The sequence below is a fragment of the Serratia sp. BNK-23 genome, assembly GCF_047456145.1.
GTDB lineage: Bacteria > Pseudomonadota > Gammaproteobacteria > Enterobacterales > Enterobacteriaceae > Serratia > Serratia nematodiphila.
Window position 1 is genome coordinate 3,616,058 of record NZ_CP179900.1, and the last position, 15,897, is coordinate 3,631,954.

The 15,897-nt window shown below is 64.3% G+C and carries 19 protein-coding genes; 5 read left to right on the plus strand and 14 right to left on the minus strand.

Annotated elements, in window-relative coordinates:
* Positions 1-306 precede the first annotated feature (306 nt).
* Entirely contained in the window at positions 307-1,029 is a 723-nt protein-coding gene (locus ACMGF9_RS17220) for an ATP-binding cassette domain-containing protein (RefSeq protein WP_021504002.1), read from the plus strand.
* 26 nt (positions 1,030-1,055) lie between these two features.
* On the opposite strand, the gene bioD is transcribed toward ACMGF9_RS17220, so the two are convergent.
* From bioD to bioB, 4 genes are read right to left on the minus strand one after another with little or no spacing between them, the layout of a single operon-like run.
* Positions 1,056-1,730 (minus strand): dethiobiotin synthase, encoded by a 675-nt coding sequence (gene bioD, locus ACMGF9_RS17225; protein WP_021504003.1) that lies wholly within the window; start codon positions 1,728-1,730, stop codon positions 1,056-1,058.
* Positions 1,723-2,490: a malonyl-ACP O-methyltransferase BioC gene (gene bioC, locus ACMGF9_RS17230; RefSeq protein ID WP_242141485.1), complete on the minus strand. Its 768-nt coding sequence runs from the start codon at positions 2,488-2,490 to the stop codon at positions 1,723-1,725. Before bioC ends, bioD begins: the two co-directional genes overlap by 8 nt.
* The gene (bioF, locus tag ACMGF9_RS17235) at positions 2,474-3,625 is read right to left on the minus strand and encodes an 8-amino-7-oxononanoate synthase (RefSeq protein WP_015377012.1); all 1,152 of its coding nucleotides are present in this window, start codon (positions 3,623-3,625) and stop codon (positions 2,474-2,476) included. The genes bioC and bioF overlap by 17 nt, the downstream gene beginning before the upstream one ends.
* A complete protein-coding gene (gene bioB, locus ACMGF9_RS17240) occupies positions 3,625-4,662 on the minus strand; it encodes a biotin synthase BioB (protein ID WP_025160023.1) in 1,038 nt (345 codons plus the stop codon). The genes bioF and bioB overlap by 1 nt, the downstream gene beginning before the upstream one ends.
* A gap of 88 nt (positions 4,663-4,750) precedes the next feature.
* Here bioB and bioA point away from each other — a divergent pair, with 88 nt between their 5' ends.
* Complete coding sequence (gene bioA, locus ACMGF9_RS17245) at positions 4,751-6,025, plus strand: adenosylmethionine--8-amino-7-oxononanoate transaminase (RefSeq protein ID WP_015377010.1); 1,275 nt, start codon at positions 4,751-4,753, stop codon at positions 6,023-6,025.
* Between the two features lie 4 nt (positions 6,026-6,029).
* On the opposite strand, the gene ACMGF9_RS17250 is transcribed toward bioA, so the two are convergent.
* Entirely contained in the window at positions 6,030-6,431 is a 402-nt protein-coding gene (locus ACMGF9_RS17250) for a YkvA family protein (RefSeq protein ID WP_176325947.1), read from the minus strand.
* 2 nt (positions 6,432-6,433) lie between these two features.
* On the minus strand, positions 6,434-6,709 hold the full coding sequence (locus ACMGF9_RS17255) for a metal/formaldehyde-sensitive transcriptional repressor (RefSeq protein ID WP_004939805.1): 276 nt from the start codon (positions 6,707-6,709) through the stop codon (positions 6,434-6,436).
* A gap of 78 nt (positions 6,710-6,787) precedes the next feature.
* On the opposite strand from ACMGF9_RS17255, the gene dmeF reads away from it, so the two are divergent.
* Positions 6,788-7,756: a CDF family Co(II)/Ni(II) efflux transporter DmeF gene (dmeF, locus tag ACMGF9_RS17260; protein ID WP_088381340.1), complete on the plus strand. Its 969-nt coding sequence runs from the start codon at positions 6,788-6,790 to the stop codon at positions 7,754-7,756.
* Positions 7,757-7,788: 32 nt separating this feature from the next.
* A complete protein-coding gene (locus tag ACMGF9_RS17265; protein WP_015377008.1) occupies positions 7,789-8,271 on the plus strand; it encodes a kinase inhibitor in 483 nt (160 codons plus the stop codon).
* 64 nt (positions 8,272-8,335) lie between these two features.
* Here ACMGF9_RS17265 and pgl read toward each other — a convergent pair whose 3' ends face one another.
* Positions 8,336-9,331: a 6-phosphogluconolactonase gene (gene pgl, locus ACMGF9_RS17270; protein ID WP_015377007.1), complete on the minus strand. Its 996-nt coding sequence runs from the start codon at positions 9,329-9,331 to the stop codon at positions 8,336-8,338.
* A gap of 178 nt (positions 9,332-9,509) precedes the next feature.
* Between pgl and ACMGF9_RS17275 the strand changes: the two genes are divergently transcribed.
* A complete protein-coding gene (locus tag ACMGF9_RS17275) occupies positions 9,510-10,328 on the plus strand; it encodes a pyridoxal phosphatase (protein WP_004939809.1) in 819 nt (272 codons plus the stop codon).
* A 31-nt stretch (positions 10,329-10,359) separates the two neighbouring features.
* On the opposite strand, the gene modC is transcribed toward ACMGF9_RS17275, so the two are convergent.
* From modC to ACMGF9_RS17310, 7 genes are all read right to left on the minus strand, one after another.
* Positions 10,360-11,427: a molybdenum ABC transporter ATP-binding protein ModC gene (gene modC / locus ACMGF9_RS17280; protein ID WP_075685565.1), complete on the minus strand. Its 1,068-nt coding sequence runs from the start codon at positions 11,425-11,427 to the stop codon at positions 10,360-10,362.
* Positions 11,428-12,117, minus strand: coding sequence for a molybdate ABC transporter permease subunit (modB, locus tag ACMGF9_RS17285; RefSeq protein WP_015377003.1), 690 nt, complete (start codon positions 12,115-12,117; stop codon positions 11,428-11,430).
* Positions 12,114-12,887 carry a molybdate ABC transporter substrate-binding protein gene (gene modA, locus ACMGF9_RS17290; protein WP_414160339.1) on the minus strand — a complete coding sequence of 258 codons (774 nt, stop codon included), beginning with the start codon at positions 12,885-12,887 and terminating at the stop codon, positions 12,114-12,116. Before modA ends, modB begins: the two co-directional genes overlap by 4 nt.
* Positions 12,888-13,045: 158 nt before the next feature.
* The gene (locus ACMGF9_RS17295; protein WP_004939813.1) at positions 13,046-13,195 is read right to left on the minus strand and encodes an AcrZ family multidrug efflux pump-associated protein; all 150 of its coding nucleotides are present in this window, start codon (positions 13,193-13,195) and stop codon (positions 13,046-13,048) included.
* A gap of 145 nt (positions 13,196-13,340) precedes the next feature.
* Positions 13,341-14,129: an ABC transporter ATP-binding protein gene (locus tag ACMGF9_RS17300; RefSeq protein WP_118892351.1), complete on the minus strand. Its 789-nt coding sequence runs from the start codon at positions 14,127-14,129 to the stop codon at positions 13,341-13,343.
* On the minus strand, positions 14,126-15,139 hold the full coding sequence (locus ACMGF9_RS17305; protein ID WP_118892352.1) for a FecCD family ABC transporter permease: 1,014 nt from the start codon (positions 15,137-15,139) through the stop codon (positions 14,126-14,128). The genes ACMGF9_RS17300 and ACMGF9_RS17305 overlap by 4 nt, the downstream gene beginning before the upstream one ends.
* Position 15,140: 1 nt before the next feature.
* Positions 15,141-15,896 carry a class I SAM-dependent methyltransferase gene (locus ACMGF9_RS17310; RefSeq protein WP_021505417.1) on the minus strand — a complete coding sequence of 252 codons (756 nt, stop codon included), beginning with the start codon at positions 15,894-15,896 and terminating at the stop codon, positions 15,141-15,143.
* Position 15,897: the final 1 nt, after the last annotated feature.

Here is a 15,897-nt window from a genome sequence, read left to right on the forward strand (position 1 = left end):
GGCCTGAGAGTTGCTTTATCTTCCTGCGTATCAATGCGGTGCGGCGGCGTGATGCGCTGCCAGCCACAGCGTGTACCCCTCGCGGTGCTATCGCCAGTAAAAGCGCAAGAACGACACCAAGTCGTCACAAGCGTCGTTTTTAACAACATATTGACTGTCATTCCGTCCACCGTAGACCTTGCTCTGGCTCATCGGACGGACGGCATCTTGTTCCAGACATTGCCACACTCGGGAAATTCGCCGCGCATGCGGCCTTTGCTGTCCCCCGCCAACGAGTGAAACGAGCGTCTATGAGGAGAATGCCAAATGCTGAGCCTGAGATCGGTCAATCAATTCTACGGTCAAAACCACACCCTGTGGGACATCAACCTGGAGCTGCCGCGCGGCCAGTGCACCGTGCTGCTCGGGCGCAACGGCGTGGGCAAGACCACGCTGGTCAACTGCATCATGGGGCATTTGCCGGTAGTGAGCGGCAGCATGACCTGGCAGCCGGCAGATCAGCCGCCGCAAAACCTTCTGCTGCAACCGATGGAGCGCCGCGCCGCACTCGGCATCAGCCACGTCCCGCAAGGGCGGCAACTCTTCTCGCAGCTGAGCGTGGAAGAGAATCTGCAGGTGGCGCAGATGGCCGTGCGCGGCGCCCCTCGCCGCATTCCGCCGCTGATCTACAGCCTGTTTCCCAATTTGCGCCAGATGCGTACCCGCCGCGCCGGCGATCTGTGCGAAGGCGCCCAACGCCAGTTGGCGATCGGTCGTGCGCTGGCGCAGGAACCGGCGCTGCTGATCCTCGACGAACCCACGGCGGGCGTGCCGCCGTCGATCGCCGCCGACATCGGCAACGTGATCCGCAGGCTCAACTATGAATTGGGCATGACCATTTTGCTGGTAGAGCATCAGTTGCCGTTCGTGCGCCGGGTGGCGGACCGCTTTTGTCTGCTCGATAGCGGGCGCACCGTGGCGCACGGCGCGCTGACGCAGTTGGATGAAGCGCTGATCGGCGCCGGGCTGACGGGACAGGACGGAGGATGAGGGAGCAAAGCTCCCTCATTGAGAGTTTATAACAGGCTGATATCCAGATATTGCCCCAACGGCGCCCGTTCGGCCTGCGGCAGGTGCGGGATTTCGCCCAGCAGCGGCGCCGGCAGCATGCGGCGCAGCGTGGCCAGGTATTCCTGATGCCGTCGCCCCGGCGGCGCCACGTCGTTGGCGATCCAACCGGCCAGCGTCAGCCCCGCCTGTTGCACCGCCTGCGCCGTCAACACCGCATGGTTGATGCAGCCCAGTTTGATACCCACCACCAGGATCACCGGCAGTTGCTCCTGCTGCACCCAGTCGGCGAAGGTGTACTGCGCCGACAGCGGAGTAAACCACCCGCCGGCGCCCTCGACCAATACCCAGTCGGCGCGCTGTTCCAGCCGGCGCAGGCCGTCGGACAGCCGCGCTGCATCTATCGGCCGGCCTTCATCGGCGCTAACGATATGCGGCGAAGTCGGTTCGGCAAAAACGTAAGGGTTCACTTCGTCGTACCCCAGCGCCACGCCGCTGTTGGCCTGCAGCGCCAGCGCGTCGCCGTTGCGCAGCCCCTCGGCGGTCATCTCGCTGCCGGAAGCCACCGGCTTATAGCCGGCGCTGCGGTAGCCCGCCAGATTGGCGGCCTGCAGCAAGGCGCTGCTGGCGACAGTTTTCCCGACCTCGGTGTCGGTGCCGGTCACGAACCAACGTTTAATCACGATAAATCACTCCATAAGCCAGATGATAGCTGAGCGGGAACTGCCCCTGCCGGCACGGGTAAGCCGCCTGCAGCGCGGCGAGGCGGCCGCGCGACATCAGGCCGCCCTCGCGTCCCTGGTGCAGATGCGTCGCCCCGATGCCCTTGAGCGAACGCATCAGCGTCATCACGTCCGGGTAATTCAGGGTGCGCAGCTCCGTCACCAGCTCGTGTCGATAGTCGGCGCAGGCGGCGCGGATCTGCGCCAGCGGCAGGAAGGCGTTCACATGACGTTCGCCGTCCACCTGTTGCCAGGCGTCCCCCAATTCCTGCAGCGAGCCCGCCGCCAGCGTGGAGAACAGGATCACACCGCCGGGCCGGGTCACGCGATACAGCTCCGCCAACGCGGCGGGCAGATCGCTGCACCACTGCACCACCAGGCTGCTGAAACAGATGTCCATCGCCGCGTCGGGCAACGGCACCTGCTCGATATCGCCCAGCAGATAATGGTGCGCCGCCTGTTGCTGGCGGGCGAATGCCAACATCCCCGGCGCCAGATCGAGCGCCGTCACCTGCTTGCCGCGCTCGCGCCACAGACGGCTGAAATAGCCGGTGCCGCAGCCAGCGTCCAGCAGCCGTTCGCCCGGGTGGGAACTCCCCATCCCCAGTAAGCGCTCGCCAACGTCACGCTGCAGCACGGCGGCGGCGTCGTAGCTGCCGGCCGCGCGGCTGAAGGCCGAGGCGACCGCCTGTTTGTTCACTGTGTCATTGGCTGACGTCATGCAATACCTCCAGCAGGCGATCGATATCCTGCGGCTGGTGCGCCGCCGTCAGGGTAATGCGCAGCCGCGCGCCGCCCGGCGGCACCGTTGGCGGACGGATGGCGCTCACCCACAGGCCGCGATCGCGCAGACGGGTCGCCAGATCGAGCGCACGCTGATTGTCCCCCACCAGCAGCGGCTGGATGGCGGTGTCGGAATCCGTCAGGGTCAGCGCCAGCGGCGCCGCGCCCTGGCGGAAACGCCGGATGTTGTCCTGCAGCCGGGCGCGCAGTTCATCGCCCTCTCGAATGCAGGCCAGCGCCGCCTGCAGCGCGCAGGCCTGCGCCGGCGGCATCGCGGTGCTGTAGATCAGATGGCGAGCGAACTGCAGCAGATACTCGGCGGTCGCCTCATCGCACAGCACTGCCGCGCCGCTGACGCCGAACGCCTTGCCGAAGGTCGCCACCAGCAGTTCAGGACGCACGCCCTGCTGCCAGCAGCTGCCGCGGCCTTGCTCGCCGCGCACGCCGACGCCGTGGGCATCGTCCACCATCAGCCAGGCGCCCGCCGCGCGGGTTAGGCGATGCAGCTCCGCCAACGGTGCGCCGTCGCCGTCCATGCTGAACACCCCTTCGGTCACCGCCAGCCGCTGCCCGTCGCAGGGTTTGGCCAGCAGATCCGCCAGCGCCTGCGGCTGATTGTGCTGGAAGCGGCGCAGCTCGGCCGGCGACTGAGCCGCCGCCTCCAGCAGCGAGGCATGGCTGAGGCGATCGGCCAAAATGCGATCGCCCTTCTGCATCAACGCCGCCAGCACCGCCTGGTTGGCGGCGTAACCGGAGATGAACAGCAGCGCGCGCGGATAGCCGAGCCACGTCGCCAGTTGCTCTTCCAGCGCCTGATGCGCCGCGCTAAAGCCGGTGACGTGGCCCGAACCGCCGCTGCCGACGCCGTAACGCTGCGCGCCCTGCTGCCAGGCGGCGATCACCCGCGCATCCTGGCTCAGCCCCAGGTAGTCGTTACCGGAGAAGTTCAGGTAGAGACGATCGCCAAGCCGGATCTGGCGGCCGTTGCCGCCCTCGGTGGCCTGTCGGCGACGGTAGGCGGCGTTGAGGCGCCGTTCCGCCAGCGCCTGCTCGATGCGTTGTGGCCAGCTCATCACGGCGCCGCGTTGTAAAACTCGGCGGTATCGGCGTTCAGCAGTTGCTTGGCCAGCACCTGCTGTTGCTGGTTGTCGCCGTGTTCGGTGGCGGTCTGCTGCGGGTTCAATCCCAGCTTGCGGAACAGCTGCAGATCCTTATCTTCTTCCGGATTCGGCGTGGTCAGCAGCTTGCAGCCGTAGAAGATGGAGTTGGCGCCGGCCATGAAGCACATCGCCTGCGTCTGTTCGTTCATCTGTTCACGGCCGGCAGAGAGACGGACATAAGAGGCCGGCATCATGATGCGCGCCACCGCGATAGTACGGATGAAATCGAACGGATCGACGTCATCGTTATCCGCCAGCGGCGTGCCTTTCACCTTCACCAACATGTTGATCGGCACGCTCTCCGGCGGTTTCGGCAGGTTGGCTAGCTGCACCAGCAGCCCGGCGCGGTCGCGCACCGTTTCACCCAGCCCGACGATGCCGCCGGAGCACACTTTGATGCCGGCGTCGCGCACTTTGTCGAGCGTATCCAGGCGTTCCTGGTAGCTGCGGGTGGTGATGATGCTGCCGTAGAACTCCGGCGAGGTGTCGAGGTTATGGTTGTAATAATCCAGCCCGGCCTCCGCCAACCGCTCGGCCTGAGTACCGTCAAGCGTGCCCAGCGTCATGCAGGTTTCCATGCCCATCGCTTTCACGCCCTGCACCATCTGCTGCAGATAAGGCATATCGCGCTCGTGCGGGTTCTTCCACGCCGCGCCCATGCAAAAACGGGTCGAGCCGTTCGCTTTAGCTTTGCGCGCCGATTCCAGCACCTGCTCGACCTGCATCAGCCGCTCCGACTCCAGGCCGGTCTTGTAGCGCGAGCTTTGCGGGCAGTATTTGCAGTCTTCCGGGCAAGCGCCGGTCTTGATCGAGAGCAGCGTGCTGACCTGCACCTGACGCGGGTCGAAGTGCTGACGGTGTACGGTTTGCGCTTCGAACAGCAGTTCCAGCAGCGGTTTATCAAACAGGGCCTGGGCTTGCCCTACTGTCCAGTGAATGCGGTCGGCCATCATGGCGTCTCCAAAACGAAAAAGTGTCGCCAGTTTAAATATTGTGGATATACTGTCAACCAATCTTAATTCAATTTGGTTTACAAGTATGTCTGTCACCGCTTCCGACCTGGCGTTTGACCAACGTCATATCTGGCACCCCTACACCTCCATGAGCCGCCCGTTACCCTGTTACCCGATCGAGTCGGCCAGCGGCGTCGAGCTGCAGCTGGCGGATGGCCGGCGCCTGGTGGACGGCATGTCCTCCTGGTGGGCGGCGATCCACGGTTACAACCATCCGAGTCTGAATCAGGCCGCCAGCCAGCAGTTGGAGAAGATGTCGCACGTGATGTTCGGCGGCATCACCCATCCGGCCGCCATCTCGCTGTGCCGTCGGCTGGTGGAGATGACGCCGGAAGCGCTGCAGTGCGTGTTCCTGGCAGATTCCGGTTCGGTGGCGGTGGAAGTGTCGCTGAAGATGGCGCTGCAGTACTGGCAGGCGCGCGGCGAGCGCCGGCAGCGCATCCTGACGCTGCGCCATGGCTATCACGGCGATACCTTCGGCGCGATGTCGGTCTGCGATCCGGACAACTCGATGCACAGCCTCTATCAGGGCTATCTGGCGCCGCATCTGTTCGCCACCGCGCCGCAGTGCCGCTTCGACGAGAAATGGCGCGAAGAAGACATTGCGCCGTTCGCCGCGCTGCTGGAGCAGCACGCCGGTGAAGTGGCGGCGGTGATCCTGGAACCGGTGGTGCAAGGCGCCGGCGGCATGCGCATCTACCACCCAACCTACCTCAAGCGGGTGCGCGAGCTGTGCGATCGTCATCAGGTGCTGCTGATCGCCGACGAGATCGCCACCGGCTTCGGCCGCACCGGCAAGCTGTTCGCCTGCGAACACGCGCAGGTGGTGCCGGACATTCTCTGTCTGGGCAAGGCGCTGACCGGCGGTTACATGACCCTGTCCGCCACCCTGACCACCCGCCACGTGGCGGAGACCATCAGCAACGGCGCGGCCGGCTGCTTTATGCACGGGCCGACCTTTATGGGCAACCCGCTGGCCTGCGCGGTAGCGGACGCCAGCCTGGCGCTGCTGGCGGAAAATCGCTGGCAGGCGCAGGTGAGCGCCATCGAAGCCCAGCTGAAGCAAGAACTGCTGCCGTTGGCGGCGCTGCCGAAGGTGGCGGACGTGCGGGTGCTGGGGGCTATTGGGGTGGTGGAGATGCGCGAACCGGTGGATGTCGCCGAGCTGCAGCGCGGGTTCGTCGAGCGCGGGGTGTGGATCCGGCCATTCGGCAAACTGATTTACCTGATGCCGCCTTACATCATCGAAGCGGAACAGCTCAGCCGCCTGACCGCCGCCGTGGCCGCCGCCGCGCGTTAATGCCTTACCAATGCTGGTCCAGATAGCGGGCCAGCAATCCCAGACACAGCAGCCAGAGTAAAATGATCATCGCCGCCGCCATGCGGCCGGTGGGGTTGTCGACGCGCTGTTGCGCCTTCTCGCGCAGCTCGGCCATCAGCGGCTCGGGGATCAGGCGCACCGCCAGCATGATGCCCAACGGCACGATAATCACATCGTCCAGATAGCCCAATACCGGAATGAAGTCCGGGATCAAATCGATTGGCGAGATCGCATAGCCGGCCACCAGCAGCGCGATCAGCTTGGCGTACCACGGGGTGCGCTTATCACGGGCGGCCAGCCACAGCGCGTAGATATCGCGCTTGATGCCTTTGGCCCAACGGCGCAGCCAGCCGAACCACGGCGTGCGTTTTTTCAGTGAAATCATGATTACTTCATATAAGAACGTAAAACGGTCATCAATTGCTCGATGTCCTGCTCGCGCTGCTGCGGCGTAGCGTCTGCGGCAGCCAGATGTTCGCGCACATGCCCTTCCAGCACCTGCGCCATTAAACCGTTGACCGCGCCGCGCACCGCCGCGATCTGCTGCAGCACAGCAGAACATTCGCCGCCGCTCTCCAGCGCGCGCTCCAGCGCTTCGGCCTGCCCTTTAATGCGGCGCACCCGCGCCAACAACTTCTTTTGATCTCTGAGGGTATGGCTCATTATTTCCGCCTGATTGTTATTTACTATACTGGGGTATAGTATATTTCAGCACACTACCTTTTGCTGAGGAACTTCACCATGACGTCTCACGCGCCCGCTTTGCACCGCGAGCACAGCCACGTTTTTGACGATGGTAACCCATTGGCCGAAAGAAACACCAGATGGGCGGTGATACTCACCGCCAGTATGATGGTCATCGAGATAGCCGGGGGCTGGCTGTTTAACTCGATGGCATTGTTGGCCGACGGCTGGCACATGAGCTCGCATGCGCTGGCTCTGGGCTTGTCGCTGCTGGCTTACGGCGCCGCACGCCGGTTGGCCAAGGATCGCCGCTTCAGCCTCGGCACCTGGAAGATAGAAGTGCTGGCCGGTTACACCAGCGCGGTGTTGTTGGTGCTGGTGGCAGCGCTGATGCTGTTTCAGTCAGCGCAGCGGCTACTGAATCCCAGCCCGATTCATTACAACGAAGCCATCGCCATCGGTACGATCGGGCTGGCCGTCAATCTGCTTTGCGCCTGGCTGTTGCGCGGCGGCGGCCACCATCACCACCACGAGGATCACCACGATGACCATCATCATGACCTCAACCTGCGCTCCGCCTATATCCACGTCATCGCCGACGCCGCCACCTCGGTGTTGGCCCTCGTCGCGCTGTTCGGCGGCAAGCTTTGGGGCGCCGCCTGGCTCGATCCGTTGATGGGCATCGTCGGCGCGATGATGGTGGCCGCCTGGGCCTATAGCCTGATGCGCGATAGCGGGAAGATTTTGCTGGATGCCGAAATGGACGCCCCCGTGGCGCAAGAGATACGTCAGACCCTGGCCACCTCCGGCCACCCACTCACGCTGACCGATTTGCATTTAGGCCGCATCGGTAAAGGAAAATATCATTGCGTCCTCGCCCTGAGCAGCGCCGATCGCGCCCTCACCGCCGACCGGGTGCGCCAACTGTTGGCCGTTCATCCCGAACTGGTGCATGTTACCGTCGAGATCAACCGCCCGCCGCTGGCGCAAGGGGTTGTATTGTTCCACCAAAAAGATCTAGCTTAAGGGCTCTGCTTTTATCGCAACTGGGAGTCATTATGGCTTTTCGTTTGTACAGCAACGATCTGCAGGACGGCGGCACAATGCCGCAGACGCAGGTCTTCAACGGCATGGGCTACCACGGCGATAACCTGTCGCCCCACCTGGCCTGGGACGGCGTGCCCGAGGGCACCAAGAGCTTCGTCGTCACCCTGTACGATCCCGATGCCCCTACCGGCTCCGGATGGTGGCACTGGGTGGTGGCCAATATTCCGGCCGACGTGCGTGAGCTGCCGCAGGGCGCAGGCTCCGGCAAAGCGCCGCTGCCGAGCGCCGCGCTGCAAACCCGCACCGACTTCGGCTCGGCCGGTTACGGCGGCGCCGCGCCGCCGAATGGCGAAAGCCACCGCTATCAGTTCACCGTGCATGCGTTGGACGTGGAGCGCATTGACGTGGATGAGGGTTCCAGCGGCGCGCTGGTGGGCTTCAACGTCCATTTCCACAGTCTCGGCAGCGCCACGCTGACGGTGATGTTCAACTGATCCCCCGCCAATAAAAAAGCGCGGTCAACCGCACCGCGCTTTCCACTCGAGTCTGGCTGACGAATTACTTCGCCAGCACGCTCACCCACATCGGGCCCTTGCCCACCGGATAACGCGCCAGCATGGTCAGCTCGCCGCTGCTCTGGTCAATTTCATGCACCGCGATGTGATCGGACTTCTGGCCGGACGAAATCACGAAGCGGCCGCTGTGATCGATATTGAAACCGCGCGGCTGCGTTTCGGTCGGATAATAGCCGGCCACGCTCAGCGTGCCGCCGTCTTCGGAAACGCTGAAGAGGGTCAGAATGCTGGCGGTGCGATCGCTGGTATACAGGAAGCGGCCGTTCGGCGTGATATGAATGTCCGCCGCCCAGCGGGTGCCGTCGAAATCGCTCGGCATGATGTCCAGCGTCTGCGTCACACTGTATTTGCCGCCGTTTTCCGAAATGGCCAGCACGTCTACCGTGCCGTTCAGCTCATTGACGCAGTAGGCGAACTTGTCGTTGTGGTGGAACGCCATATGGCGCGGGCCGGCGCCGGCGGCGATATCCACCGCGTCCTGCGCGTGCGGCGTCAGCTGGCCCGCCAGGCTCAGGTTAAACAGACGGATGCGGTCTTCTTTCAGACACGGCACCAGCACCAGCTGGTTGGTCGGATCGATGTTCGCCGAGTGCGGCGCGTTCAGGCCGTCGATCTGTTGGATCGGCGCCGTGACCACGCCGTCGTGGCCGATCGGGCTGATGCTGGCGCAGTTGCCGCTGTAGGAAGCGGAGAACAGGTAACGCCCCTGCAAATCGGTCGAGATATGGGTCGGGCTGCCCGGCAGCGGCGCCATGCCGGCCTGCTGCAACGTGCCATCCGCCTCGATGCGATAGCTGACGATACCGAATGCCGGACGCACGCCGACGTACAGGTGAGTCTTGTCCGGATGAAGGGTCATCGGCTGCACCTGGCCCGGCACGTCAACGGTTTGCAGCAGCGCCAGCGCGCCGGCGTCGTCCAACTGCCAGACGTGGATCTGCTGGCTCTCCGGGCTGGCGACATAAACGATTTGCTTCATGTGTTCTCCTTGCAAAGGGTAAAAGAGGAACCGGTTTCAGGCCGTTCGCTTGCCCCTAGCTTACCGCACATCCGTCGCATGGCAACCCTGCTTAGCACCGGAAGCTCACGCGGTTTTCTCCATAGGCTATCCGGTGTACCATCGGATTAATTTTATGGCTAACGATAACGAGAACCCTATGAGCTACCGCGTCATCGCCCTCGATCTTGACGGCACCCTGTTGGACAACCAAAAACGCATCTTACCGCAGTCGCTGGAAGCGCTGGCGCAGGCGCGCGCCGCCGGCGTCCAGGTGGTGGTGGTCACCGGCCGCCACCACGTCGCCATCCATCCGTTTTACCAGGCGCTGCAGATAGATACCCCGGCCATCTGCTGTAACGGCACCTACCTGTATGATTTTCAGCAGAAAAAGGTGCTGGCCGCCGATCCCTTGGCGAAGGAGCAGGCCAAACAGGTGCTGCAGATGCTCAAACAGACCGACATTCACGGGCTGATGTACGTTGACGACGCCATGCTGTATCAGGAACCGAGCGGCCATGTGATTCGCTCGCTGGCCTGGGCCGAAACCCTGCCGGCGGCGCAGCGCCCGACGCTGCTGCAGGTCGGCAGCCTGACGCAGGCGGCCGACGACGCGCAGGCGATCTGGAAATTCGCCACCTCGCATGCCGATATCCCCGCGCTGCGCGAGTTTGCCGACACGGTGGAGAAAGAGCTGGGGTTGGCGTGCGAATGGTCCTGGCACGATCAGGTGGATATCGCCAAAGGCGGCAACAGCAAAGGCAAACGCCTGCGTCAATGGGTAGAGTCGCAGGGGCTGAGCATGGATCAGGTGGTGGCGTTCGGCGACAACTACAACGACATCAGCATGCTGGAAGCGGTCGGGTTGGGCGTGGCGATGGGCAATGCCGATGACGCCATCAAGGAACGCGCCGATCTGGTGATCGCCGATAACCTGCAGCCGGGCATCGCCGAGGTGATCCGCACCCGCGTGCTGTAATCTTTTCGCCCTCCCGCCGGGAGGGCCTGTCTTAGCGGCTCTCGCGGCTGATAGACACGCTCTTCACCTGCGCATACAGCCACTGCCCGGGGCGGATCGCCAGTTCATCGCGCGCCCAGGGCGTGATGCGCGCCCACAGCACGTGTTCCCCGACCGCCAGCTTCACTTCCACCTGCCCGTCCACGTCCAGACACTCGCTCACCTTGGCCGGCAAGACGTTGCGAATACTGCTGTTGACCGGCGGCTGCAGCACCAGCGAGACGTCGGCGGCGTTGATGCGAATGCGCAGCTGGGTGCCCAGTTCGGCGTCGAGGCCGCTGACCCACAGCCTTTGATCGCCAAGCGCCAGCGCGGTCATGGCATAACGTTGATGATGCTCAATCACGCTGACGCGCAGCACGCTGCTCTGATCTTCACGCTGCAGCCACGGCCGCAGCGCGCTGCTGGCCCAGACGTCTTCCAGCCCGCCGAACGCACGCACTTCGCCGCGATCCAGCACCATCACCTGCTCGGCCAGGCGCAGGATCTCGTCCAGGCTATGGCTGACATAGAGGATGGGAATGTTCACGTCCTGCGCCAACCGCTCCAGATACGGCAGCAGCTCGCGTTTGCGCGGCAGATCGAGCGAGGCCAGCGGTTCGTCCATCAGCAGCAGTTCCGGCGCCGTCAGCAGCGCGCGGCCGATCGCCACCCGCTGTTTTTCACCGCCGGAGAGCGTCAGGGGCAGCCGATTAAGCAGCGGCCCGATGCCCAGCAGCTCGACGATGGTGTTGAACTGCGCGCGCATGCCGGCCGCCATGCCGTACTGCAGGTTGCCGCGCACCCGATAGTGCGGGAACAGGCGCGCATCCTGAAACACATAGCCGATACGGCGCTTTTCCGGCGGCAGGCAGAGGCCGGTGGCGGTATCCGCCAGCGTGCGGCCATTGAGCGCGATACGCCCCTGCTGCAGGCGGGTCAGGCCGCCGATGGCGTTGATCAATGAAGTTTTGCCCGCGCCGGACAGGCCGAAAATCGCGGTGATGCCCTGCGCCGGCAAATCGGCGCGGACGTTGAGATTGAGGTCGCCCAGCTGCTGCGAGAAATCCAGCTCCAGCATTTACACCCCCATCCGTTTGCGGCCCCAGCGGGCCAGCCATTCGGACACCATCAGCGAAGCCAGCGACAGCACGATGGCGATCACGCACAGACGCGCGGCAGCGGCCTCCGCCCCCGGCGTTTCAATCAGCGTATACATCGCCAGCGGAATGGTGCGGGTTTCACCGGGAATGTTGGAGACGAAGGTGATGGTGGCGCCAAACTCCCCCAGCGAACGGGCGAAGGCCAGCACCACGCCGACAATGACGCCGGGCAGCGACAGCGGCAGCGTGATGGTGAAAAACACCCGCCACGGATTGGCGCCCAGCGTGCGCGCCGCCTGCTCCAGCCGGGTATCCACCGCCTCCAGCGCCAGCCGGATGGCGCGCACCATCAGTGGAAACGCCACCACCGCCGATGCCAGCGCGGCGCCGCGCCAGCTGAAACTGAAGCTGAAACCAAACCAGTCGTACAGCCACTCGCCGATAACGCCGCGCCGCCCCATGGCGATCAGCAGCAAATAGCCGACCACCACCGGCGGCAGCACCAGCGGCAGGTGAATGACGCCGTCCAGCAGCGCCTTGCCGGGGAAGCGGCAACGCACCAGCACCCAGGCCATCAGAATGCCGAACGGCAGGCTGCAGACCACCGCCAAACCGGAGACTTTCAGGCTCAGCTCAACCGCCTGCCACTCGTACTCACTCAGAATCATTTACGCGGGGTGAATCCATAATGTTCGAAAATAGCGGCCGCTTCCGGGCTCTTCAGATAGGTATAGAAAGCGCTGACCGTCGGTTTTTGACGATCTTTCACCATCGCCATCGGATATTCAACCGGTTTGTGGCTGTCTTCCGGGAACACGCCCACCACTTTCACCTTGTCGCTGGCGACCGCGTCGGAGCCGTAGACGATGCCGAGCGGCGCTTCACCGCGCTCCACCAGCGCCATGGCGCTGCGCACATTGTTGGCGCGTGCCAGTTTCGGCTCCAATGCGCTCCAGGCGCCCAGGTGTTCCAGCGCTTCCTTAGCGTAGATGCCGGCCGGCACATGATCCGGATCGCCCACCGCCAGGCGGCCGCCGTTGAGCAGCTTGGCCCAGTCGGTCTGCTTGTCGATGGCGATCTTGTCTTGCTTATCGCTCTTGGCGGCGATCAGCACCAGTTCGTTGCCCAGCAGCGTGTAACGGGTGTCTTTCACCATCTGCTGCTTGTCGATGGCGTAATCCATCCACTGCTGATCGGCGGAGATAAACAGATCGGCCGGAGCGCCCTGCTCAATTTGGCGCGCCAGCGTCGAGGACGACGCAAAGGAGGAAACCACCTGCACGTCCTTGCCTTTTTGATATTGGGTGGCGATGTCCTGCAGCGCGTTGGTCAGCGACGCGGCAGCGAACACGGTGATCTTTTCCGCCGCCGAAGCCTGAGCCACCAGGCCCGATGCCAGAACGATCCCGCCAACCCATTTGGTCCATTGCTGTTTCATTGTTTTTCTCCGCAAGTTAACGTGCATTATCACTCTTCGTTATATAAAAAATAATATAACGTTGCGCGAAAGCTTGTCATGCGGTTTATCGGCAAAGCGTGAGATAACTTGAGGAATGCCCGCCGGGGAATGCCGGCGGGTATCGGGATGGGGAACGGTCAGTGCTGGGTGCGGTTTTCTTTCGAACGGCCCACTTTGGAGAAGACGTTGAACACTTCGCCAAAACCGTAGATCAGGCCGAGAATGAGCGCCATCACCACCGGCACCATCACCACGGCGAACAACAGACTTTTCAATAATTCCAACATGATAGCCTCGCTTAACTGCCCATTGAGCGGCAAATACCTTTCACCGCATATCCGGTTATTCTAACCCAAAAAAATCGATAAAACGGAGTTATTTTAGCCAGCGAGGCGAAATTGTGATCGGCCAAACGTGCCCTTTCAGCCGCCCTCATCCCGGCGCGGGGTAATAGATCAACGGCGGCGCATAGCCGGCGGGCGCCGCCAGCCTGGCCTCCACACCGTATACCGCGCGAATGTTCTCCGGCGTCAGCGCCTGCCGCGGCGCGCCCGCCGCACAGATCCCGCCCCGCTGCAGCAGCGCGATCCGATCGCAATAACAGGCCGCCAGATTAAGATCGTGCAGCGTCACCACCACGCTGAGTTTCAGCCGCCGCAGCAAGGCCATAAACTGCTGTTGATGGGCGATATCCAGATGATTGGCGGGCTCGTCCAGCAGCAGCCACGGCGTTTGCTGCGCCAGCGCGCGCGCCAGATGCACCCGCTGCCGTTCGCCGCCGGACAGCCGCTGACAATCGCGATCGGCCAGGTGGCTGATGCCCACTTGCTCCATCGCCTGCCCGGCGAGGCGGCGATCCTCGGCGCCGAAACCGCGCCAGCGGCCGGTATGGGCCAGGCGCCCCAGCAGCACCGCCTCCTTCACCGGCAGCGCGAAGGCGCCGGGGGCGGATTGCTCGAGAAAGGCGATGCGCCTGGCGCGCTCCCGCCCGGAAAACGCGGTAATTTCGCGCCCTTCCAGCCAAACGCGGCCCCCGGCGGCGGGCTGCAGCCCGGCCAGCAGCTTGAGCAACGTGGATTTACCGCTGCCGTTGACGCCGAGCACGCCGGTGACCTCACCGGGCAAGGCGCAGAAACTGAGATTTTCCAGCACCGTGCGTGCGCCCGCTCGCCAGCTCACCGCCTCGGCGCACAGGCCGGATCGCGCTTTTTCAATCGTCATGCATTGACCTTCCGATACAGCAACAGCAGGAATACCGGCACCCCCAGCAGTGCGGTCAGCACCCCGACCGGCAGCTCGCGCGGGGCAAACAGCGTTCTGGCCAGCGTGTCCGCCGCCACGGCGAACAGGGCGCCGCACAGCGCGCTGGCCGGCAACAGCAGCCGATGGCGCGAACCGACCAGCCGCCGGGCGACGTGCGGCACCGTCAGCCCGATAAACCCCACCGCGCCGCTGAACGCGACGATCGCCGCCGTCAGCGCGGTGGTCGCCACATACAGCAGCAGCTTCAGCGGAGCCACCGCCACCCCCAGCGAAGCGGCGGTCACGCCGCCAAACGCCAGCGCGTCCAGTTCGCCCGCCCGCAGCCAACAAAGCAGCAGCACCGCCGCCAGCGCCAGCCCGCACAGCCCGACCTGCGGCCAGCGCGCGTCGCTGAACGATCCCAGCAGCCAGAACATCACGCCGCGCGTGGCGTTGGCGTCCGCCTGCCAGAGGGTGATCAGTGAAGTCAGCGCGGAGAGCAGCTGCGTCACCGCCACCCCGGCCAGAATAAACAGCGTGGACTCCCCCTGCAGCGAACGCCCGGCCAGCAGCATCACCAACGCAAACGCTCCCAGCGCGCCGATAAACGCCCCGCCGGACACCGACAGCAGGCCGCCTCCCAGCCCCAACACCAACACCGTCACCGCCCCCACGCCGGCGCCGGAGGAGATCCCCAGCACCCAGGGATCGGCCAGCGGGTTGCGGGTCAGCGACTGCAGCACGGTGCCCGCCAACGCCAGCCCGGCGCCGGCCAGCGCCGCCAACAGCGCGCGCGGCATCCGCAGCGACCAGATGATGCGCTGATACACCTCGGCATCGGACGCTGCGCCGCCGCTGACGCCGAGTACAATGCGCCACGCGATCGGCGCGGGCCCCGACAAGGTGGCGCCCAGCAGGGCCAGCGGCAGCGCCGCCGCCAGCAGCAACAACCAGCCGGCCTCACGGCCGGGCAGTAACCGCCGGCTCATGCTATTTCCAGCCTGCAATCACATAGTCGTCCAACAGCTGCCATACCGTCCCCACCTCGCTGAAACCGGCCTGTCTGAGGGCCGCGAGCTGGAAATCCACCGGCGTCGGCGGCGGTACCGGCCGGCCGGCGAACAGCGCTTCGCGCTCGGCCTGATAAGCGGCCAAGGCCGGCGATTGCAGCGCGCCGGCGAACCAACGATCCCAATCCTCAACGCCGCAGTCCCAGGCACGCTGTTGGGTCTGCTCGTCGTGCCGCTCCGCCAACGCTTTCAACCTCGGCTGACGGTGATCACAGCGCTGATGATCGGCATTGAGGAATACGCCGCCGGCGGCCAGCAGCCCGGCGACGTTACGGTACAATGCCAGCTGCTGCTCCGGCATCAGCCAGTGCAGCGCCGTGCTGGACACCGCCGCCTGCGGCGTGGGGCCGGACAGCACGGAAAAACAGGCCGGATCCGCCAGATCGGCCTGCAGGATACGGATCCGATCGCCATACTCCGCCAGCGCGCCGCGCGCCACCGCCAGCAGCAGCGGATCGAGATCGATGGCGGTCACCCTGGCCTGCGGAAAGCGCTGCAAAATACGCAGGCTCAGCGATCCCGGGCCACAGGCCAGATCCAGCACGTGAAAATCCTGGCCGACGGCCAGCGCCAGCACGTCCAGCTGGGCGTTAAAACGCGCTTCGCGTTCGGCGATGTAGGCCGCCTGCTGGCGATCCCAGGAGTCCAGCAGCGAAGAGAATGAAACGGCAGTCATA